Below are 25,542 nucleotides of genomic sequence, written 5' to 3'. Positions count from 1 at the left end.
CCCCGTGGTCCGTCCCCCTAGGATCGGCCCACGACCGCCCCCGAGAAAGGACGCCACCATGGCGACTCCAGAGGAACCGATCCGACTCGCACTCGTCGACGACCACAGGATGCTCCTCGGCGCGCTCACCGAGTGGATCCGGAACGCAGCCGACGACATCACGCTCGTCGCCGCCGTCACCACCTGGCCCGAGCTCCTCACGAGCCCGGCGTTCCCGGTCGACGTCGTGCTGCTCGACCTCGACCTCAAGGACTCGATCCCGGTCTCGTTGAAGATCTCGACGCTCAAGACCGCCGGTGTGAAAACCGTCGTGATGAGCACCTACTCGGAGCCGAACGTCGTCCGCGAGGCCCTCGCCTCCGGCGCCCTCGGCTACCTCGTGAAGAGCGAGGACGCCGAGATGATCGTCGAGGCCATCCGCTCCGCCCAGCGCGGCGAGCAGTACGTCTCCGCCGAGCTCGACCTGGCGATCAACAGCGGTGACGTCGGTGGCGTGCCGAAGCTCAGCGCCCAGGAGCGTCGCGTCATGGCGCTGTACGGCGGCGGCGAGCCGGTGAAGAGCGTCGCGTACCAGCTCGGCATCTCCGAGGAGACCGCGAAGAGCTACCTCAAGCGCATCCGCGAGAAGTACCGCGTCGCGGGCTTCGACGTCGGCACGAAGGTGGCGCTGCGGAAGCGCGCGATCACCGACGGCATCATCGTCCAGGACGGCAGCCCGCTCGGCCTGTAGCGCGCGCCGCACGCCGCGCGCCGCACGCCGCACGCTTCGTGAGCAGAAGAGGTCGGGTCCCGTCACAGGACCCGACCTCTTCTGCTCACGATCGGCGGTCTACCGCACCGTGCGACGGACTGGAGGCGCGGTGCGGGGCCGCCCCGCGCCTCCTGGCCGGTGGGACCCGCGTCAGCCCAGCGGAACGGGCGCGGTGATCGGGCCGGTGGACGGCGACGACGACCGGAGCGACGCACGGCGGGTGCTGCGGCGCTCGGCGCCGTAGCTCACCATCGTCATGAGGACACCGAGCAGCGCCAGCACGATACCGAGCCACCCCGGTGCCTTGAAGCCGAACCCGGCCGCGATGACCGCGCCGCCCAGGGCCGCACCGATCGAGTTGCCGATGTTGAACGCCGAGTGGTTGAGCGCCGCCGCGATGGTCCGTGCGTCTCCGGCGACGTCCATCAGGCGGGACTGCACGGCCGGCGGGATCGCGGACGAGGTCGCACCGAGCAGGAACGCACCGAGGAAGACCCCCCACACCCACTGCGCGGTGAGGACGGTGACGAGCAGGGCGCCGATCAGCGCGAACATGCCGACGTAGATCGTGCGCTTGACGCTGTGGTCGGCCAGGTGCCCGCCGAGCACGCCGCCGATGACCATGCCGATGCCGACGACCACGAGGACGAGCGGCACGAACGACTCCGACAGCCCCGTGACGTTCTGCACGAGCGGCGAGATGTACGAGTAGACCGCGAAGAAGCCGCCGAAGCCGACGGCTCCGAGGCCCATCACCATCCAGACCTGCGGCACGCGGAACGCCCGCAGCTCGCGGCCGATCGTCGCGTGCTCGTCACGGGCACTGCGCGGCACGAAGGCCCACACCGCGAGGAACGTCAGGGCGAACAGGACGGCGACGACGCCGTACGCGATGCGCCAGCTGGCGACCTGCCCGACCCAGGTGATCGCCGGGACGCCCACGACGTTCGCGACGGACAGGCCGAGCAGCACCATCGCGATGCCCTTGCCGCGCTTGCCCGGCCCCATGATGTCGCCCGCCACGATGGACGCGATGCCGAAGTACGCACCGTGCGGGAGTCCCGCGACGAACCGCGCCACGAGCACGAGGCCGAACGACGGCAGGATCGCGCTCGCGATCGTCGCCAGGACGAACCCGACGAGCAGCACGAGGATCAGGCCCTTGCGCGGGAACTTCGCCGACATCGCCGCGATCGTGGGGGCACCGACGACGACACCGAGGGCGTAGGCGCTCACGAGCCAGCCGGCGTGCGCGATCCCGGCGTCCGGGTCGAGGCCGTACTGGCGCGGCAGGAGTGCCTCGGCGATGTTCGGCAGGAGCCCCATCGCGACGAACTCGGTCGAACCGATGGCGAACCCGCCGAGGGCGAGGGCGATGAGCGCGAGTGCGCGACGCGCAGGCGTGAGCTGGGACATGGTGCCTGTTTCGGGACGGGAGGAGCGGGACGGGTTCCGGACGTCGACTCGCGTGAGTCGGCTGGGACCGTCGGTGCGCGTGGTCGCCGCACCGTGCCTCCGTGCCGTCGACGTCGCTGACGGTGCGACCGGGAACGGGCGGAGGGTGGTCCTGGTTCAGCGGCGAACGTGGACGACCGGCCGCCGAAAGCGACCGGTCTCAGCAGTGTAGACCGCTCCAAAGGCCGAACGGAAGTCGCCCGGCCGAATCGATTCGACCCGCGTCAGGCGGCGCGACGCTCCGGCTCCGCGTGGGCCGCGACGACGAGCCCCGGGAGTTCGTCACGGTGGACCCACCCGGCGCCGCACTCGGTGCAGCTCGCCCAGGCGGTGTCGCCGTGTTCATCCGAGTCGATGACGACCGTCCGCAGGTCGCAGTCGGGGCACCAGCCGTCGTGCATCATCACGTGCTCCTCGTCGTCGTGCGGACGCGTTCCGTCCGACACCGACAGGACACACCCGACCACCGACATCCGTGGGAGGCGCTCGGCGTGTCGCTCAGTCGTCGAGCGCAGCCTCGAGCCGCTCGAGCTTGCCGTCGATCTCGCCGGTGTGCCCCGGGCGGATGTCGGCCTTGAGCACGAGGGACACCCGCGTGCCGTACGCCCCGACGGCCTCGGTGGCGCGCTTCACGACGTCCATGACCTCGTCCCACTCCCCCTCGACCTCGGTGAACATCGACGAGGTGCGGTTCGGCAAGCCGCTCTCGCGGACGATCCGCACGGCGGCCGCGACGGCGTCGTGCACGGACCCGTCCGAGCTCGCGGAGGGACCACCGGACGGGGCGACGGAGAACGCGACGATCATGCGTCCATCCTGCCCCCTGCCGGGACGACCGGCACAGCGGTGGTACGGGCCCGCACGCCGAGCCGGACGATCGCGACGACGCTCCAGACCAGCACCCCGACCTCGAGCGCGTTCCGGAGCGTGAGGACCACGAGCACCCAGGGCTGCACGGTGAGCACCTGGTCGTAGAACCCGGGGTAGATCACCTGCGTCAGCAGCGCCATCGGGATCGCGGCGACGGCGACGGGCAAGAAGCGCCGGGCGCTCGGACGACCGGCGACGAGCCCCCACACGATCGGCACGGCGAACCACCCGATGTACTGCGGCGACCCGACCTTGTTCGCGGCGACCAGCGCGGCGACCAGGAGCAGTGCCAGCAGCGGCGCGGCCTCGGCCCGGTGCGCGCCGCTGTGCACGGCCCAGAGCGCGAGCAGCACCCCGCCGACGACGACCACGGCCATGAGCGGCGTCGACACCGCGGCTGCCGCGTGCGTCCCCGCGCCGGACACCTCGAACGTCAGGATCTGCTGGTCGTAGTAGACCGCGGCACCGGGGACGCCGAGCGCCGCCGCCCACATGAAGGGGGTCGCGAGGGGCGCCTCGATCTGCAGCGCACGGCCGCTCTGCTGCCCCACGAACGAGAACAGGTGGGCCGCTCCCCCGTACAGGACGTCGACGAGGACGATGAGCGCCGTCAGCACGAGCGCACCGACGAGCACCCCGCGGCGGTGTCCACGGCGGAGCAGCAGGAGCACGCCCACGAGCGCCGCGGGCCAGACCTTCGTCCACGCACCGGCGGTGAAGAGCGCCGAGGCGACGGCCGGCCGCGACGCGACGAAGGCCACCCCGACCAGGGCGAGGACGGTCGCGACGGTGTCGATGCGTCCGAGGCCGATCGGCCCGAGGGCGAGCAGGAAGGCGAGCCACCACCACACGACGCGCACGCCGAGCCCACGGAAGCGCCACAGGAACGCGCACGCGACGGCGTCGAGCACGACCATGAGCACGAGCCACCCGGTGCCGATCGACGTCACGCCCCCGACGGCGGCAGCGGCCATCGGGACGATCGCGAGGATCGGGTACACCCAGTCCTCGTCGATCCCGACCCAGAACCCGGACGCGTGCCCGGTCTCGATCCACCGCCGGTAGGTGATCGTGACGTCGCCGAGCGGCAGGTTCGCCGACACGGAGGTCAGCCACCAGAGGACCGCGTGCACGGCGGCGAACGCCACGACGAACGCCGCGACCTCGGGCCACCGCGAACGCCACCGCGAACGCCACACCGTCCTCTGCACCGGACGAGCGTAGCGGCACGCCCGTCACAGGTTCCCCCGAGCATGACGTGTCACCGTTCCCCTCGTGACCTCCGACACCCCGCGCACGCGCCGCAGAGCCGTCATCTGGATCGCGGTCGTCGCCGCGGTCGTCGTCATCGGCGTCGTCGCCGCGATCGTCGGCACGAACCTCTACACGAGCAGCGAGAACGCCAAGGCCTCCGCCGCCCCGAGCGTCGCCGCGAGCCGCGCCCCGTCGACGCTCGACGCCGCGGACCTGTCCGGCGCGTGGACGGTCGGCGGGGACTCCGAGGCCGGGTACCGCGTCCACGAGGTCCTGAACGGCTCGGACGTCACCGTCACCGGGCGCACCGACAGCGTCACCGGCAGCGCGACCGTCGACGGCACCGCCATCACGAAGGCGACCATCACCGTGCAGGTCGCCGACATCGCCACGGACTCGGCCCAGCGCGACTCGTACTTCCGCGACTCGGCGCTCGACACGTCGGCGTTCCCCACCGCGACCTTCACGCTCACCGAGCCGATCGCGGACGCGGTCCCGTCCGGCTCCGGCACGACGAAGGTCGAGGCCACCGGGGACCTCACCCTGCACGGCATCACGAAGTCGGTCGCCGCGACGCTCGAGGTCGGGCTGAACGGCGACGGCGTCGACGTCTCCGGCTCGATCCCGATCACCTTCTCGGACTTCGGCGTGCAGGCCCCGAGCCTCGGCTTCGTGCAGGTCGACGACGCGGGTGCGGTCGAGTTCCTCGTGCACGCCACCCCCGCGAGCTGACGCGCACGACGCGCGTCACGCCCCGGACGTGACCACCTGACGGCCAGGAGGCGCGGTGCCGGCCCGCACCGCGCCTCCCGTCCGTCGCCGCTCGCGGCTACCCCCGCGCGTCGCCCTCGACGACGAGGTCGCGCACCACGCCCGGCAGCCGCTCGACCAGCGCCGCCATCGTGAACGGCCCACCCCCGGACGCCCGTCGCGCCGCGATCCCGTGCACCACCGCAGCCGAGGCGGCCAGGTGCGCCAGGTCGGACGGCGACAGCGACGACCCGGCCGCCTCCGCCGCTCCCTGCCGAGCCGCCACGAGCGCCCCCAGCACCCCGCCGAGGACGTCGCCGGCGCCGGCGGCCGCGAGCCACGGTGTCGCCGACGAGGCCACGAGCCGCACCGACCCGTCGGGTGTCGCGACGTGCGTGGCGGACCCCTTCAGGAGCACGACGCTCCCGGTCTGCGCGGCGGCACGGAGCGCGGCCGCGGCCGGGTCCTGCTCGATCGACTCCCGCGACTCGTGCAGGACGCCGGCGAGCTCCCCCGCGTGCGGCGTCAGCACCGCCAGGGGACCGAGCTCGACGAGCGGGATCGCCCCGGCGTCGACGACCACGGGGACCCCGTCGTCCGAGGCGTGACGGAACCCCTCCGCCGTCACGTCGTCCAGGTCGTCGAGCGAGCCAGCCGAGATCCCGGAGCCGACGAGCCACGCCTGCACCCGTCCGACCCCGGCGACGACCTCGGGACGCCGCGCGAGCACGTGGTCCGACGCGCGGGACGGTCCGACGTACCGGACCATCCCGACGCCGGTGTGCACGGCGGCGTCGACGCCGAGCACGGCGGCACCCGGGTACTGGTCGGAGCCGGTCGCGACGCCGAGGACACCCCGCCGGTACTTGGTGGAGTCGCCGTGCGGGGCGGTGGTCCAGGCGGCGGCGTCGGTCGGGGCGAAGGGGACGAAGTCGTTCACGAGACGCCACGTTACGGTGGAGCGCATGAGCCTGTTCCTGCCCGGTCGTGTGGTGGTCTTCGACTACGGCGAGGTGATCAGCCGGACGCCGCACGCCTCGCGGGACGCCCTCGTCGCGGCGACCGGGGTGCCGGCGGACGAGCTCTTCCCCGTCTACCAGGAGCTCCGACACGACCTGGACCGCGGCGACCTCTCCGTCGTGGACTACTGGCGCGCGATCGCCGAGCGCACCGGCCGATCGTGGCGCATCACCGACATCCACCGGTTCTGGGCGATCGACTTCACCGGCTGGTTCGAGGTCGAGCCGGAGACCCTCGCGATCGTCGAGGAGCTGCACGACGCCGGCACCCGGGTCGCCCTGCTGTCGAACGCCGGGTTCGACTTCGGTGACCCGTACCGCCGGTCCCCGATGGGGTCCCTGTTCGAGACCGTCGTGGTGAGCGCCGAGGAGCACGTCCTGAAGCCGGACGCCTCGATCTACCTGGACACGTGCGCGCGCCTGGGAATCGACGCCGCGCAGATGGTGTTCGTCGACAACAGGGCCGAGAACGCCGCCGGCGCGGAAGCGATCGGGGCGGTCGGCCACCACTACACGTCGTCCGCCGGACTCCGCGCGTTCCTGCAGGAGCTCGCGACCGGGGCGACCGCCGAGAAGGAGCCCGCGTGACGCACGCCCTGTTCGAACCGATCACCATCCGCGACCTGACCGTCCGCAACCGCATCTGGGTCTCCCCGATGTGCCAGTACTCGGTCGAGGCGCAGGACGGCGTGCCGACGCCGTGGCACCTCGTGCACCTCGGCGGCTTCGCCAAGGGCGGTGCCGGCGCGGTCGTGGTCGAGGCCACGGGCGTCGTGCCGGAGGGGCGGATCAGCCCGCAGGACCTCGGGCTGTGGAACGACGAGCAGCGCGACGCGTTCCGCCCGATCGTCGACTTCATCCACTCGCAGGGCGCCGCCGCGGGCGTCCAGCTCGCGCACGCCGGCCGGAAGGCGTCGACGTTCCGCCCGTGGGAGTCGACGCACGGTTCGGTCCCGGCGGACCAGGGCGGCTGGAACACCGTGGCACCGTCCGCGGTCGCATTCGACGGGTACGCCGAGCCGCGCGAGCTCGCCACCGAGGACATCCGCGTGGTGGCCCTGGCGTTCGCCGCTGCCGCTCGACGCTCGGTCGAGGCCGGCTTCGACCTCGTCGAGATCCACGCCGCGCACGGCTACCTGCTGCACCAGTTCCTGTCGCCGTTGAGCAACCACCGGACCGACTCGTACGGCGGCTCGCTCGAGAACCGCGCCCGCGCCCTGCTCGAGGTGCTGGACGCCGTCCGTGCCGAGGTCGGCGCGGGCTTCCCGGTCGTCGTCCGCTTCTCGGCGACCGACTGGGTCGAAGGCGGCCTGACGCTCGAGGAGACCACGCAGGTCGCGCGCTGGGCCGCCGAGCACGGTGCCGACCTCGCGGACGTCTCGACCGGTGGCAACGTCGCGAGCGCCCCGATCCCGGTCGGCCCTGGTTACCAGGTGCCCTTCGCCGACGCGATCAAGCGCAACGCCGGCATCGGCACGATCGCGGTCGGCATGATCTCGGAGGCGTTCCAGGCCGAGCAGATCGTGGCGACCGGCCAGGCGGACGTCGTCATGGTGGGCCGCGAGTTCCTGCGCGACCCGGGCTTCCCGCTCCGCGCCGCGGTCGAGCTCGGCGTCTCCGTGGACTACGAGCCGCAGCAGTACCACCGCGCACGCGTCACGGCGTAGGCCGTTCTGTACGTTCTCTCGGCTTGGCCGCGCGCCAGGCAGTACGATTGCCTCACTGTGGACGATCCCCCGAACAGTTCTTCGCCTCACTCATCCGCCGCTCACTCGGTGAGCTGCACTGCCTCGCGCCCTGCGGGAGGTGAATCATGAGTCCGATCGACATCGTCATGCTGATCGGCGGCATCCTGCTGACACTCGGCACCGGTGTCTTCGTCGCGTCCGAGTTCGCGCTGGTCAACCTCGACCGCGCCGACGTCGAGGCCCGACGAGACCGCGGTGAGACCGGCCTCGCACCGGTCATCGGTGCGTTGAAGGTCACCTCGACGCACCTCTCCAGCGCGCAGCTCGGCATCACGCTGACGACCCTGCTCACCGGCTACCTGCTCGAGCCGTCGATCGCCAAGCTGCTCGAAGCGCCGTTCCTCGCGATGCGGCTGCCCGAGGCGATCGTCGAGACCGTCGGCTCGATCGTGGCGCTCGTCATCGCGACCCTGCTGTCGATGATCCTCGGTGAGCTCGTGCCGAAGAACTTCGCGCTCGCGCTCCCCCTGCAGACCGCGAAGCTCGTCGTGCCGCTGCAGATCGCGTTCACCACGGTGTTCAAGCCGGCCGTCGCGGTGCTGAACGGCACCGCCAACGCCGTGCTCCGGGCGATGGGCATCGAGCCGCAAGAGGAACTGTCCGGTGCGCGCAGCGCCGAGGAGCTCACCTCGCTGCTGCGTCGGTCCGCGTCCGAGGGCTCCCTCGAGCAGGACACCGCGACGCTGCTCGAACGGACGATCTCGTTCTCCGAGCTGAGCGCCAGCGACGTGATGACCCCGCGCCCCCGGCTCTCCACGATCCGCGTGTCCGAGTCCGCCGACGACGTCATCGCGCTCGCCCGGAAGACCGGGTTCAGCCGCTTCCCCGTCATCGAGGAGGACGCGGACGACGTCGTCGGCATCGTGCACGTGAAGCAGGCCGTCGCCGTGCCCCGCGAGAAGCGCCCCGAGGTCCCCGTCGGCGCCCTCATGACCGACGCCGAGCGCGTCCCCGAGACGATGCCCGGCGACACGCTGCTCGCCGAGGTCCGTGGTCGCGGCTACCAGATGGTGATCGTCGTCGACGAGTACGGCGGCACCGCGGGGGTCGTGACGCTCGAGGACCTCATCGAGGAGATCGTCGGCGAGGTGTCCGACGAGCACGACCGTGCACGGATCGACGTCGTCCGGTCGCGCAACTGGCTGACCTTCCCGGGGCTCCTCCGCCCGGACGAGCTCGAGGACCGCGCCGGCGTGAAGGTCCCCGAGGACGGCCCGTACGAGACCGTCGGCGGGTTCATCATGTCGACCCTCGGGCGGCTCCCGGCCGTCGGTGACGAGGTGCCGCTCGAGGACGGCGTGTTCCGCGTCGAACGCCTCGACGGGCGCCGCATCGACCGGATCCGCTGGACGCCCACGCCGCCGGAGACCCCGGCGACCGGCATCATCATCCCGGCCTCGAAGGCCTCTGCGAAGGGCGGCACCCGATGAGCTCCGACTGGTGGGGCATCTTCTGGCTCGTCGTCCTCCTGATGGGCAACGCCTACTTCGTCGCGGCCGAGTTCGCCGTCATCTCCGCCCGCCGCTCCCAGATCGAGCCGCGCGCGGAAGAGGGCTCGCGCGCCGCACAGATGACGCTCTGGGCGATGGAGCACGCCACCCGCATGCTCGCCACCACCCAGCTCGGCATCACGGTGTGCTCGCTGCTCATCCTCAACGTCTCCGAGCCGGCGATCCACCACCTGCTCGAGGTCCCGCTGCACCTCACCGGCTGGAGCGTCGAGGTCATCGGCGTCGTGGCGTTCGTGTTCACGCTGCTGCTCGTGTCGTTCCTGCACGTGGTGTTCGGCGAGATGGTCCCGAAGAACATCTCGTTCTCGATGCCCGACCGTGCGGCGCTCCTCCTCGTGCCGACGCTCTGGTACATCGGCCACGGCCTGCACTGGGTCGTCGTCGGCCTGAACGAGGTCGCGAACGCCGTGCTCCGGCTCTTCCGGGTCGAACCGAAGGACGAAGCCGTGAGCGCGTTCACCGTCGAGGAGGTCCAGACCATCGTCGAGCAGTCCCGACGCGAGGGAACCCTCACCGACGACGGCAAGCTCGCCCTGGCGTTCGAGTTCACCGAGAAGAAGGTCAAGGACGTCGCCGTGCCGATGGCCGAGCTCGTCACCCTCCCCGAGGACGCCACCCCCGGTGACGTCGAGCGGGCCGTGGCCCAGCGCGGGTTCTCGCGGTACGTGCTCGTGGCCGAGGACGGCTCCCCCACGGGCTACGTGCACGTGAAGGACGTCATCGACCTCCGACCGGACGAGTACGACGACCCGGTGCCGCCGAAGCGGATCCGGCAGCTCATCTCGCTGTACACGGAGATGGACCTCGAGGACGCCCTCGCGACGATGCGCGCCGCCGGTCGTCACGTGGCGCGGGCGTTCGACGCCGAGGGCCGGACGCTCGGTGTGCTCTTCCTCGAGGACATCCTCGAGGAGCTCGTCGGCACCGTCGAGGACGCGACCCGCCGGCGGTGGACGCGCGATTGACGGACGGGAGGCGCGGTGCCAGCTGGCACCGCGCCTCCCGTCCGTCCGTGGTCGCCACCCGAGACTCGGCTGGGCGGACAGTTTCGCGGACTGAGTGCCACGAAACTGTCCGCGGGGCCGAGTCTCGCCGCCCCCGCGCGCGGCGCGGCGGCGCGGCGGCGCGCCGGGCGCTACCAGCTGACGGGGAGCGGCTTGCCCTCCTCGTAGCCGGCGGCCGACTGGATGCCGACGAGCGCCCGCTCGGAGAACTCGGCGAGGGACGACGCCCCCGCGTACGTCGCCGAGCTGCGGACACCGGTGGTGATCATGTCGAGCAGGTCCTCGACGCTCGGCCGCTCCGGGTCGAGGTAGATCGTCGACGACGAGATCCCCTCGGCGAAGAGCGCCTTGCGGGCCCGCTCGTAGGGGTCGAGGCGCTCGAAGCGCTCCCGGACGGCCTTGGCACTGGCCATGCCCCAGCTCTCCTTGTACGCCTTGCCCGCGGCGTCGCGACGGAGGACTCCGGGCGCCTCGAGCGTGCCCGCGAACCACGAGCCGATCATCACGGCGGACGCGCCGGCGGCGAGGGCGAGCGCCACGTCGCGCGGGTACCGGACGCCGCCGTCGGCCCACACGTGCGCGCCGAGCGACCGGGCCGCGGCGGCGGTCTCGAGCACGGCGGAGAACTGCGGGCGACCGACGGCGGTCATCATGCGCGTGGTGCACATGGCGCCGGGTCCGACGCCGACCTTGATGATGGTCGCACCGGCCTCGACGAGGTGGGCGACCGCGTCGGCGGTGACGACGTTGCCCGCGACGAGCGGGATGTCGAGACCGAGGGCGGCGACGGTGCGGAGGGCGCGGAGCATGCCCTCCTGGTGGCCGTGCGCGGTGTCGAGGACGAGCACGTCGACGCCGGCGGCCGCGAGCGCCTGCGCCTTCGCGGCGACGTCGCCGTTGATGCCGATCGCGGCAGCGACCCGCAGGCGTCCGGACGCGTCGACGGCCGGCCGGTAGATGTCCGAGCGGATCGCGCTGGTCTGGCTGACCGTGCCGACGACCTTGCCGTGCCGCATGACCGGCGCGAAGTCGACCTCGGCCGCGGTCAGCACGTCGTACACGTGCCGGGGCGTGCCGGCGTCCTCGGCGTCGATCGCGGTGGAGGCGCCGTGCAGCAGGTCGCCGAGCGTGGCGTCGGGACCCGCGTCGCCGAGGCGCCCCGCGGGGACGCAGCCGAGGTACTCGCCGGCGGCGTCGCGGACGACCACGCCCCGTCCGGCGACGGGCAGGAGCTGCTCGAGGGCCTCGGCGACCGTGGTGTGCGCGCCCATGTCGTAGGCGGTGTCGAAGTCGACCGGCTGGTCCTTGACCCAGCGGATCGCGGCGTCGAGGTCCTGCAGGTGCATGTCCTGCGGCAGGACGCCCAGGCCGCCGCGTCGGGCGAGCGTCGCGGCGAGGCGCGGCCCGGTGACCGAGTTCATGTTGGCGCTGACGATCGGGATGGTCGCACCGGACCCGTCGTTCGCCGAGAGGTCCACGTCGAAGCGGCTCGTCACCGCCGACCGGCTGGGGACGAGGAAGACGTCGGAGTAGGTCAGGTCGTGTGTCGGCCGCGTCTCGTAGAACCTCATGGGCCCCACTGTACGGCTCCCCAGGGTGGCCGGTCTGGGCGGCTCGGCACGCCTCCGGTGCGACACGCGCGACACCCGGTCGGGAGGCGCGACCCGCCTCCGCCTGACACCGAACGGTCATCTGCGAGCGGCTAGGCTTGGGACCTGTGCGAGGCAGGGTTGCCACGCACGACACACACGAGCATCTATCGACGGAGAGTGGGCGATCGGCTGTGTCGAGCCATCTGACCGGAACGGACGAGACCGCGGGCGAATTCGGGGCGAACGAGTGGCTCGTCGACGAGCTCTACGAGCAGTTCGTCGCCGACAAGGAGTCCGTCGACAAGTCCTGGTGGCCGGTCCTCGAGAGCTACCACCGCACCCAGGGTGGCGACGCGTCCGCACCGGCTCCGTCCCCCTCCGCCCCCGCTGCTCCGGCCGCCTCCGAGCAGCAGCAGTCCACGACCCAGCAGCCCGCGACCGGTGACGCCCCCGGCGAGGCGAAGTCCGGGCCGATCCAGGCGAAGACCACGTCGCGCCAGCCCACGCCGCAGCCGATCCCGGCCGAGGCCAACGACGAGGCCGACGACCACGAGGAGACCCACGAGGACGTGGCGACCCCGCTCCGGGGCATGGCGAAGACGCTCGCCTCGAACATGGACGCCTCGCTCACGGTGCCGACCGCGACGAGCGTGCGGACGATCCCGGCGAAGCTGATGATCGACAACCGCATCGTCGTGAACAACCACCTGCGTCGGGCCCGCGGCGGCAAGATCTCGTTCACGCACCTCATCGGGTGGGCGATGGTGCAGGCGCTCAAGGACTTCCCGAGTCAGAACGTCTTCTACGAGGAGCGCGACGGCAAGCCCTTCGTGGTCGCTCCCGCGCACGTCAACCTCGGCATCGCGATCGACGTCCCGAAGAAGGACGGCTCGCGCTCCCTGCTCGTCCCGAGCATCAAGCGCGCCGAGACCCTCACGTTCGGCCAGTTCCTCTCCGCCTACGAGGACCTCGTCAAGCGTGCCCGTGACAACAAGCTCACGCCGGCCGACTTCCAGGGCACCACGATCTCGCTGACGAACCCGGGCGGCATCGGCACGGTCCACTCGGTGCCGCGCCTGACGAAGGGGCAGGGTGCCATCATCGGCGCCGGTGCCCTCGAGTACCCGGCGCAGTTCCAGGGCTCGGCGGCGAAGACCCTCGTCGAGCTCGGCATCGGCAAGACCATCACGCTGACGAGCACCTACGACCACCGCGTCATCCAGGGCGCCGGGTCGGGCGAGTACCTCAAGAAGGTGCACGAGCGGCTCATCGGCGAGCACGGCTTCTACGAGGGCATCTTCTCGGCGCTCCGGATCCCGTACAAGCCGATCCAGTGGGCGAACGACATCAACGTCGACCTCGCGCACCGGGTGAACAAGACGGCGCGTGTGCAAGAGCTCATCAACAGCTTCCGTGTCCGCGGGCACCTCATGGCGGACATCGACCCGCTCGAGTACCGACAGCGCACCCACCCCGACCTCGAGATCGAGAGCCACGGGCTGACCTTCTGGGACCTCGACCGCGAGTTCGTCACCGGCGGTCTCGCCGGCACGACGAACGCCCCGCTGCGCGACGTGCTCGGGATCCTCCGCGACGCCTACTGCCGCACGGTGGGCATCGAGTACATGCACATCCAGGACCCGGAACAGCGTCGCTGGGTGCAGGCCCACATCGAGGTCCCGTACTCGAAGCCGTCGAAGGACGACCAGCTCCGGGTCCTCGGCAAGCTCAACGAGGCCGAGGCGTTCGAGACCTTCCTGCAGACGAAGTACGTCGGCCAGAAGCGCTTCTCGCTCGAGGGCGGCGAGTCCACCATCGCGTTCCTCGACTCGCTCATCCAGCGCGCGGCGACCGCCGGCCTCGAAGAAGTCGCGATCGGCATGGCCCACCGCGGCCGGCTCAACGTGCTGACGAACATCGCCGGCAAGACCTACGGCCAGATCTTCCGCGAGTTCGAGGGGTCGTCGCTCCCCGGCGCCGTCTCGGGCCAGGGTTCGGGCGACGTGAAGTACCACGTCGGCACCGAGGGCGTGTTCCGCGCCAGTGACGGCACCGCCATCCCGGTGACGATCGCCGCGAACCCGTCCCACCTCGAGGCCGTCGACGGCGTGCTCGAGGGCATCGTCCGCGCGAAGCAGGACCGGCAGGCCCCCGGCACGTTCGGCGTCCTGCCCGTGCTGGTGCACGGCGACGCCGCGATGGCCGGTCAGGGCGTCGTGGTCGAGACCCTGCAGATGTCGCAGCTGCGCGGCTACCGCACCGGCGGCACCGTGCACCTCGTGATCAACAACCAGGTCGGGTTCACCACCCCGCCGGAGTCGGCCCGCAGCTCGGTGTACTCCACCGACGTCGCGAAGACGATCCAGGCGCCGATCTTCCACGTGAACGGGGACGACCCCGAGGCCGTCGCCCGCGTCGCCGAGCTCGCCTTCGCCTACCGCGAGGAGTTCCACCGCGACGTCGTCATCGACCTCATCTGCTACCGCCGCCGCGGACACAACGAGGGCGACGACCCGTCGATGACGCAGCCGCTCATGTACAACCTCATCGAGGCGAAGCGCTCCGTCCGTACCCTCTACACCGAGGCCCTCGTCGGCCGCGGCGACATCACGCAAGAGGAGTACGACGAGGCGCACCGCGACTTCCAGGACCGCCTGGAACGCGCCTTCGCCGAGACGCACGAGGCGCAGACGGGCACGATCCCGGTCATCACGGTCGACGACGACGGCGCCGTGCAGGGTCTCGAGCGACCGGCAGCGCAGCGCGACGACTCCGAGGTCGAGGTGCACGAGACCGCTGTGTCCGAGGAACTCGTCCGGGCCATCGGCGACGCGCACAGCAACCCGCCCGCGGGCTTCCAGGTGCACCCGAAGCTCCAGCAGCTCCTGTCCAAGCGCACCGACATGACCCGCAACGGCGGCGTCGACTGGGCGATGGCGGAGCTCATGGCCATCGGGTCGATCCTCGTCGAGGGCAAGCCGGTCCGCCTCGCCGGGCAGGACGCCCGCCGTGGCACCTTCGTGCAGCGCCAGGCCGTCTTCCACGACCGGGTGAACGGCCAGGAGTGGCTGCCGCTCGCGAACCTCACCGAGGACCAGGCCCGCCTGTACATCTACGACTCGCTGCTCAGCGAGTACGCGGCGATGGCGTTCGAGTACGGGTACTCGGTCGAGCGTCCCGAGGCACTCGTGCTCTGGGAGGCGCAGTTCGGCGACTTCGCGAACGGCGCCCAGACCGTCATCGACGAGTTCATCTCCTCCGCCGAGCAGAAGTGGGGACAGCGTTCGGGCCTCGTGCTCCTGCTCCCCCACGGCTACGAGGGCCAGGGACCGGACCACTCGTCGGCGCGCATCGAGCGGTACCTGCAGCTCTGCGCCGAGGACAACATGGTGGTGGCCCGGCCGTCGACCCCGGCGTCGTACTTCCACCTGCTGCGACGCCAGGCGTGGGAGCGGCCGCAGAAGCCGCTCATCGTGTTCTCCCCGAAGGCGATGCTGCGCCTCCGCCAGGCGACGAGCCCGGTGGACGCGTTCACGAGCGGCACCTTCTCGGAGGTCCTCGACGACGACCGCGTGACCGACAAGTCGGCGGTGCGCCGGGTGGTCCTGCACTCCGGCAAGGTGCACCACGACCTGCGCGCCGAGCTCGACAAGCGCGGCGCCACCGACGTCGCCCTCGTCCGGCTCGAGCAGCTCGCCCCGCTCCCCCTCGAGCAGATCCTCCAGGTGCTCGCGGGCTACCCGGGCGCCGACGTCGTGTGGGCGCAGGAAGAGCCGGAGAACCAGGGCGCCTGGCCGTTCGTGTGCATGAACCTGTCGCCGCACCTCGACGGTCGGCCGCTGTCGGTCGCCGCCCGTCCGGCGAGTGCCGCGCCGGCCACGGGGTCGTCGAAGCGCTCCGCACAGGAAGCGACCGACGTCATCACGCGAGCGCTGGGCTGACGCCCGACGCCGGGCCCCTGACGCCGGGGTGCGCTACGCGATCTTCGTGTAGCGCACCCCGGCGTCGTGGTACCCGCGCTTCTGGTAGAACCGGTGCGCGCTGTCCGTGGCCGCCGCACTGACGGCGCTGAGGCGACGTGCGCCCTGCTCGACCGCCCATGCTTCGAACGTGCCGATGAGCGCCGAACCGGTGCCGAGCCTCCTGGCCGACTCGTCGACCACCATCAGCAGCAGCTGCGCCGTCGGCTCGTCGCTCGCGTACGCCCACGTGACCTGCGCGCCGGCGACCGCGATCGCACGACCGTCGTCGTCCCGCACCACCCAGGTGCGGTGTCCGGCCTCGGGTGTGAGCCGTTCGAGGCGGGCGCGCATGGCGGCGTCGTCGACCTCGTGGCCGAGCAGTCGGACGAGGGCGGCGACGTCGGCGACGTCCGTGTCGGACCAGGTGGTGATCGACTCGACGGAGAGGGTCATGCCCGCGACACTACCGACAGCCCCGTGCGTGTGACGACGGCTGCCAGGACGTTCACGCCGGGACGTTCCCGCCGGGACGTTCAGTGGGTGGCCTGCTCCAGGCGGATGCGGGCGAGGATCTCGGTGCGGAGTTCCTCGGGTGCCGTCTCCTTGCACGCGCGACGGACCGTCTCGATGAGGACCACGCCGACGCGGTGCTCGGTCGTGCAGTCCTCGCAGTCGTCCATGTGCTCACGGATGTCCGCCGCGTCCTCGCGGCAGAGCTCCCCGTGCAGGAACTCCTCGAGCTCGGCCTTCGCCTTCGAGCAGTCGCAGCCGCTCATCGCGCTTCCTTCCCTTCGACGCGGCTCGACGCCGCGGCAACCTTCCGGCCTCGTCCGCGCATCGTCGCCGTCGACGCTGCGTCCGGGACGATGCCGGTCTCACGTGCGTGGTCGGCCAGGAGCCCGCGGAGGAGCCGGCGGCCACGGTGGAGGCGGCTCATGACCGTCCCCACGGGGGTCTTCATGATGTCGGCGATCTCCTGGTAGGAGAACCCCTCGACATCGGCGAAGTAGACGGCCATCCGGAAGTCCTCCGGGATGGCCTGCAGCGCGTCCTTCACGGCGGAGGACGGCAGGTGGTCGATGGCGTCGGCTTCGGCGGAGCGCGCCGAGATCGACTGCGTCACGCTCTCCGCGCCGCCGAGCTGCCAGTCCTCGAGCTCGTCGATCGTGCCCTGGTACGGGTTGCGCTGGTTCTTGCGGTACGTGTTGATGAACGTGTTCGTGAGGATGCGGTACAGCCAGGCCTTGAGGTTCGTGCCCTGCTTGAACTGGCGGAACGCGGCGAAGGCCTTGACGAAGGTCTCCTGCACGAGGTCGGACGCGTCGGCCGGGTTGCGGGTCATCCGCATCGCCGCGCCGTAGAGCTGGTCCATGAAGGGCAGCGCCTGGTCCTCGAAGAGGGAACGGAGCTCGGCCTCGGAGACGGTCTTCGCGTCGACGACGTCGACCGCGCCGGCCTCGTCGTCGCTGGCCTCGTCCTCGCGGTCGCTGGCCTCGTCCTCGCGCAGTGCTGCTTCTTCGGACACCGCGTCGAGCTGCGCCTCGGTCTCCTCGACCAGGTCGTGCGGTGCTGCGTGCGGTTCGTCGGTCGTCATCGCCGTCGAGTCTAGGCCGACGGTGCTCCCGAGCGTCGTCGGCACGGCGGGCAGAGTCGTCCGCGGTCGTGCGAGTGTCGCTGTCGCCACTGATCCTCCCGGTGCGTTCAGTACCCTTGTGAACCGATGGCAGTCACGACGCATTCCCAGTCCCGCACCGAGCCCTGGATCGCCCCGCTCGCGCGGGGTCCGCTGCGCGGCGACGTGTCGCTGCCCGGGTCGAAGTCGCTCACCAACCGCGAACTCGTGCTCGCCGCCCTCGCCGACGGTCCGTCGACCATCCGGCTGCCGCTGCACTCGCGCGACTCGGCGCTCATGGTCGAGGCGCTCCGGCAGCTCGGCGTCGGGATCGACGAGGTCCCGCCGGCGCCCGGTGCGACCCCGAACCCGTACGGCCCCGACCTCCGCATCACACCGGCGCCGATGCACGGCGACGTCCGGGTGGACTGCGGACTCGCCGGCACCGTGATGCGCTTCCTGCCGCCCCTCGCCGCCCTCGCGGTCGGGCCGGTCACGATCGACGGCGACCCGTACGCGCGCAAGCGGCCGATGCACGCCATCATCCAGGCGCTCGTCGACCTCGGCGTGGACGTCACCGACGACGGCGGCGGCGCGATGCCGTTCTCGTTCACCGGTACCGGCTCGGTCCGCGGCGGATCGCTCTCGATCGACGCCTCGGCCTCGTCGCAGTTCGTCTCCGGGCTCCTGCTCTCCGCCCCGCGCTTCGACGAGGGCCTACACCTCACGCACGTCGGCGAGCGACTGCCGAGCATGCCGCACATCGAGATGACCGTCGCCGCCCTCCGTGCCCGCGGTGTCCGGGTCGACGAGCCCGCGGTCGGCGAGTGGGTCGTGCACCCCGGGCCGATCGCCGCCCGCGACGTCACCATCGAACCCGACCTGTCGAACGCCGCGCCGTTCGCCGTGGCGGCGCTCGTCGCCGGCGGCACCGTCCGCATCCGCACCTGGCCGACGGCGACGACCCAGGTGGGTGCCGACCTCGAGCGGCTCCTCCCCCTGTGGGGCGCGACCGTCACGCGGGACGGCGACGACCTCGTCTTCGACGGCGGCGTCGGGGTCCGGGGTGGCGCCTCCCTCCCGGGTCTCGAACTCGACCTGAGCCGTGGCGGCGAGCTCGCGCCTGCCCTGGTCGCGTTGGCGGCCCTGGCCGATGGCCCGTCCGAGATCACCGGGATCGGCCACCTGCGTGGGCACGAGACGGACCGTCTCGCCGCGCTCGCGTCGGACGTCAACCGTTCGGGAGGCGCGGTGCACGAACTCGACGACGGCCTCCGCATCGAGCCTGCCGCGCTCCACGGCGGCGACTGGGCCGCGTACGACGACCACCGCATGGCGACGGCCGGCGCGGTCGTGGGCCTCGTCGTCGACGGCGTCGCCGTCGACGACATCGGCTCGACCGCGAAGACGCTGCCACAGTTCCCCGAGCTGTGGGCGGCCCTGGTCGCGACCGGCGACGAAGGGGTCTGACGCGATGAGCTGGTGGGACGACGTCGACGGTGACGACTCCGACGCGGACGAGCCGTACGGGCAGTACGACGAGTCGAGCGTCCGGGTCCGCCCCAACCCGAAGGGCAACCGCCCCCGCACGAAGGTCCGTCCGACGTACGAGGACGCCCCCACCGGGTGGGTGACGAACGTCGACCGCGGGCGCTTCGGCGTGCTCGTCGGGGACCGGGTCATCACGGCCACGAAGGCCCGCGAGCTGGGGAAGAAGTCCGTCGTCACCGGCGACACGGTCCACCTCGCCGGTGACGTCTCCGGCGAACCGGGCTCGCTCGCGCGCATCGTGAAGGTCGCCGAGCGCACCACGCTGCTGCGCCGGAGCGCCGACGACACCGACGAGGTCGAGCGCGTCATCGTGGCGAACGCCGACCAGATGCTCATCGTCGTGGCCGCCGCCGACCCCGAGCCGCGCACCCGACTGATCGACCGGTACCTCGTGGCGGCGTTCGACGCCGGCCTCGACCCGATCCTCTGCATCACGAAGACCGACCTCGCCGATCCCACCGAGTTCCTCGCGCACTTCGCGTGCCTCGACCTGCGCATCGTGACGAGCCGCTCGGACGACGTGCCGTTCGACGCCCTGCACGAGGTCCTCGACGACAAGGTGACCGTGACCGTCGGGCACTCGGGCGTCGGGAAGTCGACGCTCGTGAACGCGCTGACCGGGTCCTCCCGGGCCACCGGGGTCGTCAACTCGGTGACCGGTCGGGGACGGCACACCTCGTCGTCGTCGATCGCGCTGCAGGTGCGGGACGGCGGGTGGATCATCGACACCCCGGGCGTCCGGTCGTTCGGGCTCGGACACGTCGACCCGGCGAACGTCTTCCGTGCCTTCGCCTCGCACGCCGTGCCCGTCCGCGAGCCGGTGGACGGGATCCCCCTCTCCCAGGCGCACGACTGGGAGATCGTCGACCGGGTGCAGGCCGGCGAGCTCGGGTCGACCGGGGTCGAGCGGCTCGACTCGTTCCGGGCGCTGCTGACCGGCATGGGCGCCGAGGACCCGGGCACGGAGTAGCGCGCCGCGCCGACGCGCCTCGCGCCTCGCGCATCGTGCCTCGCGCCTCGCGCAGTGTGCGAGGTTCCGCGCTCGGTGGGACGCCGGCGCCCTCCCACGGTGTGCGGAGGCTCGCACACTCCGGCGCCCGCACCGCACCGTGCGCTGCGGTACCTGGGTCGACAGGTGTGCACCGACGTTGTACAGTTGCCCTTCGTGTCTGAAGTTGCAAAGTACAACTTTGCGCCGACCCCCGCCGTCGACGCCCCGTCCTCCCCCATGACGACAACGACGTCGCACGTGCACACCACCTCCCCCCACACCCACTCGCACGCCGCGCCTCGGGCTCCCAGGGCCCCGCGTCAGCCGAACGGCCCGTCGACGCTCCGTCCGCAGGGCCTCGGCCGCACCCTGCTGAGCTTCGGCTCGCACATCCTCGTGCCCCTCTTCCTCGCGATCGGCATGGGCCTCGCCTACCTCGGCGCCTTCCACGCCCCGACGCCGCACGACCTCCCGGTCGGCATCGTCGGACAGGGTGCGGCGACGCAGGTGTTCGCGCAGACCGTCACGGACGAGTCGGACGGCGCCCTCGTCACCCACGTCGTGTCCTCCACCGCCGAGGCCGAGCGCCAGGTCCGTGACCGCGACCTCGCCGCCGTCTACGCACCGACCGCGACCGGGGCGACGCTCTACGTCTCGACCGCGGCCTCGGAGACCACCGCGAGCGCGGCCCAGAAGATCTTCATGCCGATCGCCTACCGGTCGCACCTGCCCTTCACGGTGCAGGACGTCGTGCCCTCCGGCGACGAGGACACCACCGGACAGGGTCTGTTCTTCCTGCTCGTCGCCCTGAGCGTCGGCGGCTACGCGTCCGCGATCGCGGTGGCCGCCTTCGCCACCCGGCTGCGACCGCTGTGGACCGCCGTCACCGGCCTCGCGACGGCCGGAGTGGTCGCGGGCATCGGCATCCTCATCGCCGGTCCGCTGTACGGCATCATCACGACGAACCGGTGGGAGATCTTCCTGTTCGCCTGGATGTACGACGCGATCATCGTCGCGCTCGGGGTCGGCCTCCACCCGCTGCTCGGCCGGTGGACGACGCCGATCCTCACGATGCTGTTCGTGATGCTCAACTTCACGTCGTCCGGCGGCATCTTCCAGCCGGCGTTCCAGCCGGGGTTCTTCGCCGGCCTCAACACGTTCTGGAGCGGTGCCGCCTGGCTCCAGGCAGCGCAGGACCTGCAGTACTTCCCGGGCGCCTCGCTCGGTCGGTCGTCGCTCGTGCTGGCGCTGTGGCTGGCCGCAGCCGTGCTGCTCTGCGTCGTCGTGCACGGTCTCGTCGCCCGCCGCGCCCGCATCGCCCGCGAGCGCGAGGTCACCGCCCTCGAGGAGGAAGAGGTCGTGGCGGCGTAGCCCCCGCTACGCTGGCGACCGTGGACCTCAGCGCCGACCTGGACTTCGCCCGCTCCCTCGCCGACACCGCCGACGCGATCAGCCTCGAGCGGTTCCGCGCCGCCGACCTGCACGTGTCGAAGAAGGCCGACAGCACGCACGTCACCGACGCCGACCAGGCGGTCGAACGAGCGCTCCGCGAGCGGCTCGGTGCCGAGCGTCCCGACGACGCCTTCCTCGGCGAGGAGACCACCGCCGACACCGGCGCCGAGGCCGTCAGCGAGGGCCACCGCCAGTGGGTGGTCGACCCCATCGACGGCACCGCCAACTACCTCCGCGGCGTCCCGGTCTGGGCCACCCTCATCGCGCTCGCGGTGGACGGGCGCCCGGTCCTCGGCGTCGTGAGCGCACCCGCCCTCGGCAAGCGCTGGTGGGCAGCCGAGGGGCTCGGCGCGCACTCCTTCGACGGTCCCCTGCACGTCTCCGGCGTCGACTCCCTCGCCGAGGCCAGCCTGAGCTACAACAGCATCCAGCAGTGGGACGACGACGACCGCCTGGACGCCCTCGTGACGCTCTCCCGTCGGGTCTGGCGCACCCGGGCCTACGGCGACATGTGGTCGTACATGCTCGTGGCCGAGGGCGTCCTCGACGTCGCTGGCGAACCCGACCTCAAGCCGTGGGACATGGCGGCGCTCGTGCCGATCGTCGAGGAGGCCGGCGGCCGGTTCACCTCGCTCGACGGTGATCCCGGCCCCTGGCACGGCAGCGCCCTCGCGACGAACGGACTCGTGCACGACGCCGTGGTCGAGGTCATCCGCCGCTGACGGCCCCGGACGCCCGGCGCGTGCAACTGTTGCACGCGCCGCGGTGCGACACCATCGACGTCGTACGACATCGGCGTTGTCGTTCCGAGTCGGCACGAACACTCGACCGACAACCCACCCCGCGGGTCGGCCCTGCGGCGGACACCGGCTGTACCCCGGTTTCGTACCGCGGATCGCCGCAACCGATCCCGGAACACCCCCCGAGGGGGGCACGTGGCCCCCCGGACTGGGGACACCGAGGGTGGACATCGGATTGCGGAGACCGGCCATCCGAGCCAGAACCTGAGTTATCTTGCTTGCAGGCGACAGGTCAGGTGCCGCTTCGGAGTCCCTAGCTCCGAACGGGATGCCAGACCGGTCGTGCTTCGTCCGAAGACCCTAACCCGAGGGGTGATACAGACGATGACTTCATCGTTCCCGAGCGGAACCGAGTGCACCCTCACTCGTCATCCGCATTCCGTTTCCGACTGCTCCGGCACGCGTTCTTCCCTGCGTGCCCCACGTCCGGCTCTGCGCGCGGTCACCCGCCGTGCCTCCGACCGGTCCCTCTCCTCCGTTGCATCCGCTTCCGGGCCCGGAGGCCGGTGAGTCATGGCACTCACCGGTCGCCGTCTCGAGGTCGACCGGATCGCGACCCTCGCTGTACTCCCTCGTGAGTCCGCGATGGTCGTCGTCGGCGACCCTGGTTCCGGACGCAGCAGCGTCCTCGACGCGGTGTCCAACCGCGTCTCCCTCCCCGTCGTACGAGTCGGAGTGAACGGGAGTGAGTCCCACTGGCCCCTGGCCGGCGTGACCTCGCTCTTCACCGCACTCGACGATCCCCGTGCGACGGCCCACATCGCGCACCTCCTCCAGGGGAGCGCACCCGTCGACCGGCAGACGCCGGGGCTGGCGGCGGCGCACGACTTCCTCGACGCCGTGCACGCCCTCACCCTGCCGCCGACGCTCGTGCTGATCGACGACCTCGACCGCATGGACGTGGAGAGCCAGGAGCTCATCGCGTTCCTCGCGTCGCGGCTCGCCGGCACCGCACTGCGCGTCGTCGCCACGGTCCGCACCGTGCCGCCGGCGGGACCGCTCGCGGCCCTGCCCACGCTCCGGATCGAACCGCTGCCCTCGGACGAAGCACTCGTGCTCGCCCGTGACATGGCTCCGGAAGAGGCGAACGAGGGTGTCCTCGCCGTCCTCGCCGAGGAGACCGGTGGCAACCCCGGCGCACTGCGCGAGCAGCTCGCCGTGCTCAGTCGCGAGCAGCTGAACGGCTCCGAGCCGCTCGTGCTGCCGCTCCGACCGACCCCGACCACCGAGGCCATCGCGGCCCTGGTGCTCGGTTCCGCAGCAGGACGCGATCTGGACGTCCTGGCGCGGTTGGCCCTCGTCCCCGTGGCGAAGACCACCGGTTGGGACCGCGACGAGCTCGACGACCTGGCACACGCCGGACTCACGACCGTCAAGGGGCAGACCGTCTCGGTCCGCGATCCCCTGGTCCGTTCCGCGCTGTACTGGCGGATGCCGGCACGGGACCGTCGGGCCGCGCACACGGAACTCGCCGCGGCGAGCGCCGAGTCCGACCCGCGTGCGGCCGCGTGGCACCGCAGCTTCGTCGACGACGTCCCGGACGTGGTCGCGCTGCTCCGTGCAGCCCGCTCGTACGTCGTGGACGGCAACGCCCAGGCGGCGGTCGTGCTCACCGAGCGCGCCCTGCACATCGGTTCGGGGCACGAGGACGAGCACGCTGCGCTCCTCGGTGTCGCCGAAGCCCTGCTGGCGAACCGGCTGCTCGGCTTCGCCGCGCGGTACCTCGCCGCGATCCGGCCGTTCCGAGCGACCGCGGACGAGACCCGTCGGCTCCGGCTGTCGTACTCGGTGCAGTACCTCAGCGGCGACGCCGTGCACGCGGACGAGCTCCTCGTGCCGGTCGACCCCGAGAACGCCGCCGAGGCGGACGCGCTCGGTGGGCTCCTCGCGATGGTCGCGTGCTTCCGGGCCGAGGCCTGGGAGCTCGACCACGCCAGGGACCTCCTCGCCCGGGCCGAGCCGCTCAAGCGGTCCGCGTCGCAGCACACCCTGGAGATCACGGAGACCGCGCACGAGCTCATCGCCGCGGTCGACGGGACCCTCCCGGCCGACACGGCGCTGCACGACGGGCTCTCCACCACGACGCTGGTGGGCATGTCCGACCCCGCGCTGCTGCTCCTCGCCCACGCGTTGAGCATCGCCGAGCGGTACCGCAGCGCCCGCCGCGTGTTCGCCCTCGTCCTCGCCCGGGGACAGGAGGCCATGCCGGTCTGGACCGAGGCCGCCCGCTACCTGTCCGCCGAGAACGAGGTGCGCTCCGGGAACTTCCGGCAGGCGCTCCGCGCGATCGACGTGTGGGAAGCCGGATCGTCGGTGGTCGAGCGGCTCCGTGAGCCGTCCCGTGCCATCGCGCTCGCCTGGCGGCACTTCGCCGAGGGGCGCTCCCCCGAGGCACTCGAGGTCCTCGACCGGTGCCTCGCGCAGCGGTCCACGAACCGTCTGTGGGGTGCGACCGCCAAGCTGCACGCCCTGCGCGGTCGGGTCCTGCTGCTCGACGGTCGGCTCGACGAGGCCGCGGCCTCGCTCGAGGCGGCGGACGCCATCGGTCGCTCGCTGCGGAACCCGGCGGTGCTCCGGCACCTCGGCGACCTGGTGGAGGCGTACTCGCGCCTCGACCGGATCGACGACGCCCGAGCGATCGCCGCACGGCTCGCGGCGGACCACCACGCGCGCCCGTCGCGCTGGGGCGCCCTCGTCCTGGCGCGGAGCCTCGCGCTGGTCGCGGACGACACCACCCGTGACACCGCGCGTCGCCGTGCACTGGAGCTGTTCCAGCCGCACGACTCGCAGTTCGAACGTGCTCGGACCTTCGCGGCACTCGCTGCCGTGGGGACCCCGACGGAGCGTCCGCGCCTCGGTGCGGCCGCTGCGGCGGCGTACGAGGCGGCGGGGCTCCGGCGTCCGCTGGCCACCCCGGCCGCGACGGTCGCGATGCCGGTCTTCGGCTCGCCGACGTCGCTCCGGTCCGCGCCGGTGCTGTCCGCACAGATGCCCGGGACGCCGCGCAGCGCGCCGGATGCCTCGGCGGTGCTCACCTCGCTCACCGCGGAGGAGCGCGCCGTCGTGCAGAAGGTGACGGAGGGGTACCGCAACCGCGAGATCGCCTCGTCGCTCTTCATGTCGCAGCGGACGGTGGAGCTGCGGCTGACGCAGATCTACCGCAAGGTGGGAGCGCGCTCGCGTTCGCACCTGGTCGCGCTGCTCACGTAGTCGAGACGCG

The 25,542-nt window shown here is 71.8% G+C and carries 21 protein-coding genes; 12 read left to right on the top strand and 9 right to left on the bottom strand.

What is annotated here, in order from left to right; translation table 11 throughout:
• Positions 1-58: 58 nt before the first annotated feature.
• Positions 59-730 (top strand): response regulator transcription factor, encoded by a 672-nt coding sequence (locus JSX79_RS07350; protein WP_070416359.1) that lies wholly within the window; start codon positions 59-61, stop codon positions 728-730.
• A 171-nt stretch (positions 731-901) separates the two neighbouring features.
• On the opposite strand, the gene JSX79_RS07345 is transcribed toward JSX79_RS07350, so the two are convergent.
• The 4 genes from JSX79_RS07345 to JSX79_RS07330 form a co-directional block, all read right to left on the bottom strand.
• On the bottom strand, positions 902-2,167 hold the full coding sequence (locus JSX79_RS07345; RefSeq protein WP_229085612.1) for an MFS transporter: 1,266 nt from the start codon (positions 2,165-2,167) through the stop codon (positions 902-904).
• Between the two features lie 263 nt (positions 2,168-2,430).
• Complete coding sequence (locus tag JSX79_RS07340; protein ID WP_139199272.1) at positions 2,431-2,610, bottom strand: hypothetical protein; 180 nt, start codon at positions 2,608-2,610, stop codon at positions 2,431-2,433.
• 94 nt (positions 2,611-2,704) lie between these two features.
• The gene (locus JSX79_RS07335) at positions 2,705-3,013 is read right to left on the bottom strand and encodes a thiamine-binding protein (protein WP_070416362.1); all 309 of its coding nucleotides are present in this window, start codon (positions 3,011-3,013) and stop codon (positions 2,705-2,707) included.
• Complete coding sequence (locus JSX79_RS07330) at positions 3,010-4,287, bottom strand: hypothetical protein (RefSeq protein WP_229085611.1); 1,278 nt, start codon at positions 4,285-4,287, stop codon at positions 3,010-3,012. The genes JSX79_RS07335 and JSX79_RS07330 overlap by 4 nt, the downstream gene beginning before the upstream one ends.
• Positions 4,288-4,351: 64 nt before the next feature.
• On the opposite strand from JSX79_RS07330, the gene JSX79_RS07325 reads away from it, so the two are divergent.
• A complete protein-coding gene (locus tag JSX79_RS07325; protein ID WP_229085610.1) occupies positions 4,352-5,062 on the top strand; it encodes a YceI family protein in 711 nt (236 codons plus the stop codon).
• A gap of 97 nt (positions 5,063-5,159) precedes the next feature.
• Here JSX79_RS07325 and JSX79_RS07320 read toward each other — a convergent pair whose 3' ends face one another.
• Entirely contained in the window at positions 5,160-6,047 is an 888-nt protein-coding gene (locus JSX79_RS07320) for an ADP/ATP-dependent (S)-NAD(P)H-hydrate dehydratase (RefSeq protein ID WP_229085609.1), read from the bottom strand.
• Between JSX79_RS07320 and JSX79_RS07315 the strand changes: the two genes are divergently transcribed.
• From JSX79_RS07315 to JSX79_RS07300, 4 genes are all read left to right on the top strand, one after another.
• Positions 6,046-6,687: an HAD family phosphatase gene (locus JSX79_RS07315; protein ID WP_229085608.1), complete on the top strand. Its 642-nt coding sequence runs from the start codon at positions 6,046-6,048 to the stop codon at positions 6,685-6,687. The two genes, JSX79_RS07320 and JSX79_RS07315, sit on opposite strands and share 2 nt — an antisense overlap.
• Positions 6,684-7,766: an NADH:flavin oxidoreductase/NADH oxidase gene (locus JSX79_RS07310; RefSeq protein WP_229085607.1), complete on the top strand. Its 1,083-nt coding sequence runs from the start codon at positions 6,684-6,686 to the stop codon at positions 7,764-7,766. The genes JSX79_RS07315 and JSX79_RS07310 overlap by 4 nt, the downstream gene beginning before the upstream one ends.
• Before the next feature lie 146 nt (positions 7,767-7,912).
• Complete coding sequence (locus tag JSX79_RS07305) at positions 7,913-9,277, top strand: hemolysin family protein (RefSeq protein ID WP_229085606.1); 1,365 nt, start codon at positions 7,913-7,915, stop codon at positions 9,275-9,277.
• Positions 9,274-10,323, top strand: a complete 1,050-nt coding sequence (locus JSX79_RS07300; protein WP_229085605.1) for a hemolysin family protein — start codon at positions 9,274-9,276, stop codon at positions 10,321-10,323. Before JSX79_RS07305 ends, JSX79_RS07300 begins: the two co-directional genes overlap by 4 nt.
• A 170-nt stretch (positions 10,324-10,493) precedes the next feature.
• Here the strand turns inward: JSX79_RS07300 and JSX79_RS07295 are convergent, their stop codons facing one another.
• The gene (locus tag JSX79_RS07295; RefSeq protein WP_070416368.1) at positions 10,494-11,933 is read right to left on the bottom strand and encodes a GuaB1 family IMP dehydrogenase-related protein; all 1,440 of its coding nucleotides are present in this window, start codon (positions 11,931-11,933) and stop codon (positions 10,494-10,496) included.
• Positions 11,934-12,145: 212 nt separating this feature from the next.
• Between JSX79_RS07295 and JSX79_RS07290 the strand changes: the two genes are divergently transcribed.
• Positions 12,146-15,895, top strand: coding sequence for a multifunctional oxoglutarate decarboxylase/oxoglutarate dehydrogenase thiamine pyrophosphate-binding subunit/dihydrolipoyllysine-residue succinyltransferase subunit (locus tag JSX79_RS07290; protein WP_175473640.1), 3,750 nt, complete (start codon positions 12,146-12,148; stop codon positions 15,893-15,895).
• Positions 15,896-15,928: 33 nt separating this feature from the next.
• Here JSX79_RS07290 and JSX79_RS07285 read toward each other — a convergent pair whose 3' ends face one another.
• From JSX79_RS07285 to JSX79_RS07275, 3 genes are all read right to left on the bottom strand, one after another.
• A complete protein-coding gene (locus JSX79_RS07285; RefSeq protein ID WP_070416369.1) occupies positions 15,929-16,369 on the bottom strand; it encodes a GNAT family N-acetyltransferase in 441 nt (146 codons plus the stop codon).
• 80 nt (positions 16,370-16,449) lie between these two features.
• Positions 16,450-16,692, bottom strand: a complete 243-nt coding sequence (locus JSX79_RS07280) for a zf-HC2 domain-containing protein (RefSeq protein WP_070416370.1) — start codon at positions 16,690-16,692, stop codon at positions 16,450-16,452.
• Positions 16,689-17,510: a sigma-70 family RNA polymerase sigma factor gene (locus JSX79_RS07275; protein ID WP_229085604.1), complete on the bottom strand. Its 822-nt coding sequence runs from the start codon at positions 17,508-17,510 to the stop codon at positions 16,689-16,691. Before JSX79_RS07275 ends, JSX79_RS07280 begins: the two co-directional genes overlap by 4 nt.
• A gap of 126 nt (positions 17,511-17,636) precedes the next feature.
• Here JSX79_RS07275 and aroA point away from each other — a divergent pair, with 126 nt between their 5' ends.
• From aroA to JSX79_RS07250, 5 genes are all read left to right on the top strand, one after another.
• The gene (aroA, locus tag JSX79_RS07270) at positions 17,637-18,998 is read left to right on the top strand and encodes a 3-phosphoshikimate 1-carboxyvinyltransferase (RefSeq protein WP_229085603.1); all 1,362 of its coding nucleotides are present in this window, start codon (positions 17,637-17,639) and stop codon (positions 18,996-18,998) included.
• A 4-nt stretch (positions 18,999-19,002) separates the two neighbouring features.
• Positions 19,003-20,049 (top strand): ribosome small subunit-dependent GTPase A, encoded by a 1,047-nt coding sequence (rsgA, locus tag JSX79_RS07265; RefSeq protein ID WP_071296175.1) that lies wholly within the window; start codon positions 19,003-19,005, stop codon positions 20,047-20,049.
• A 279-nt stretch (positions 20,050-20,328) separates the two neighbouring features.
• Positions 20,329-21,441, top strand: a complete 1,113-nt coding sequence (locus tag JSX79_RS07260) for a hypothetical protein (RefSeq protein ID WP_229085602.1) — start codon at positions 20,329-20,331, stop codon at positions 21,439-21,441.
• 20 nt (positions 21,442-21,461) lie between these two features.
• Positions 21,462-22,244 (top strand): inositol monophosphatase family protein, encoded by a 783-nt coding sequence (locus tag JSX79_RS07255; protein ID WP_083294964.1) that lies wholly within the window; start codon positions 21,462-21,464, stop codon positions 22,242-22,244.
• Between the two features lie 591 nt (positions 22,245-22,835).
• On the top strand, positions 22,836-25,532 hold the full coding sequence (locus JSX79_RS07250) for a LuxR family transcriptional regulator (protein WP_229085601.1): 2,697 nt from the start codon (positions 22,836-22,838) through the stop codon (positions 25,530-25,532).
• The last annotated feature ends 10 nt before the right edge of the window (positions 25,533-25,542 follow it).

This window comes from Curtobacterium sp. GD1 (assembly GCF_020882855.1).
Lineage (GTDB): Bacteria > Actinomycetota > Actinomycetes > Actinomycetales > Microbacteriaceae > Curtobacterium.
This window is presented reverse-complemented; position numbering and strand designations above follow the sequence as displayed.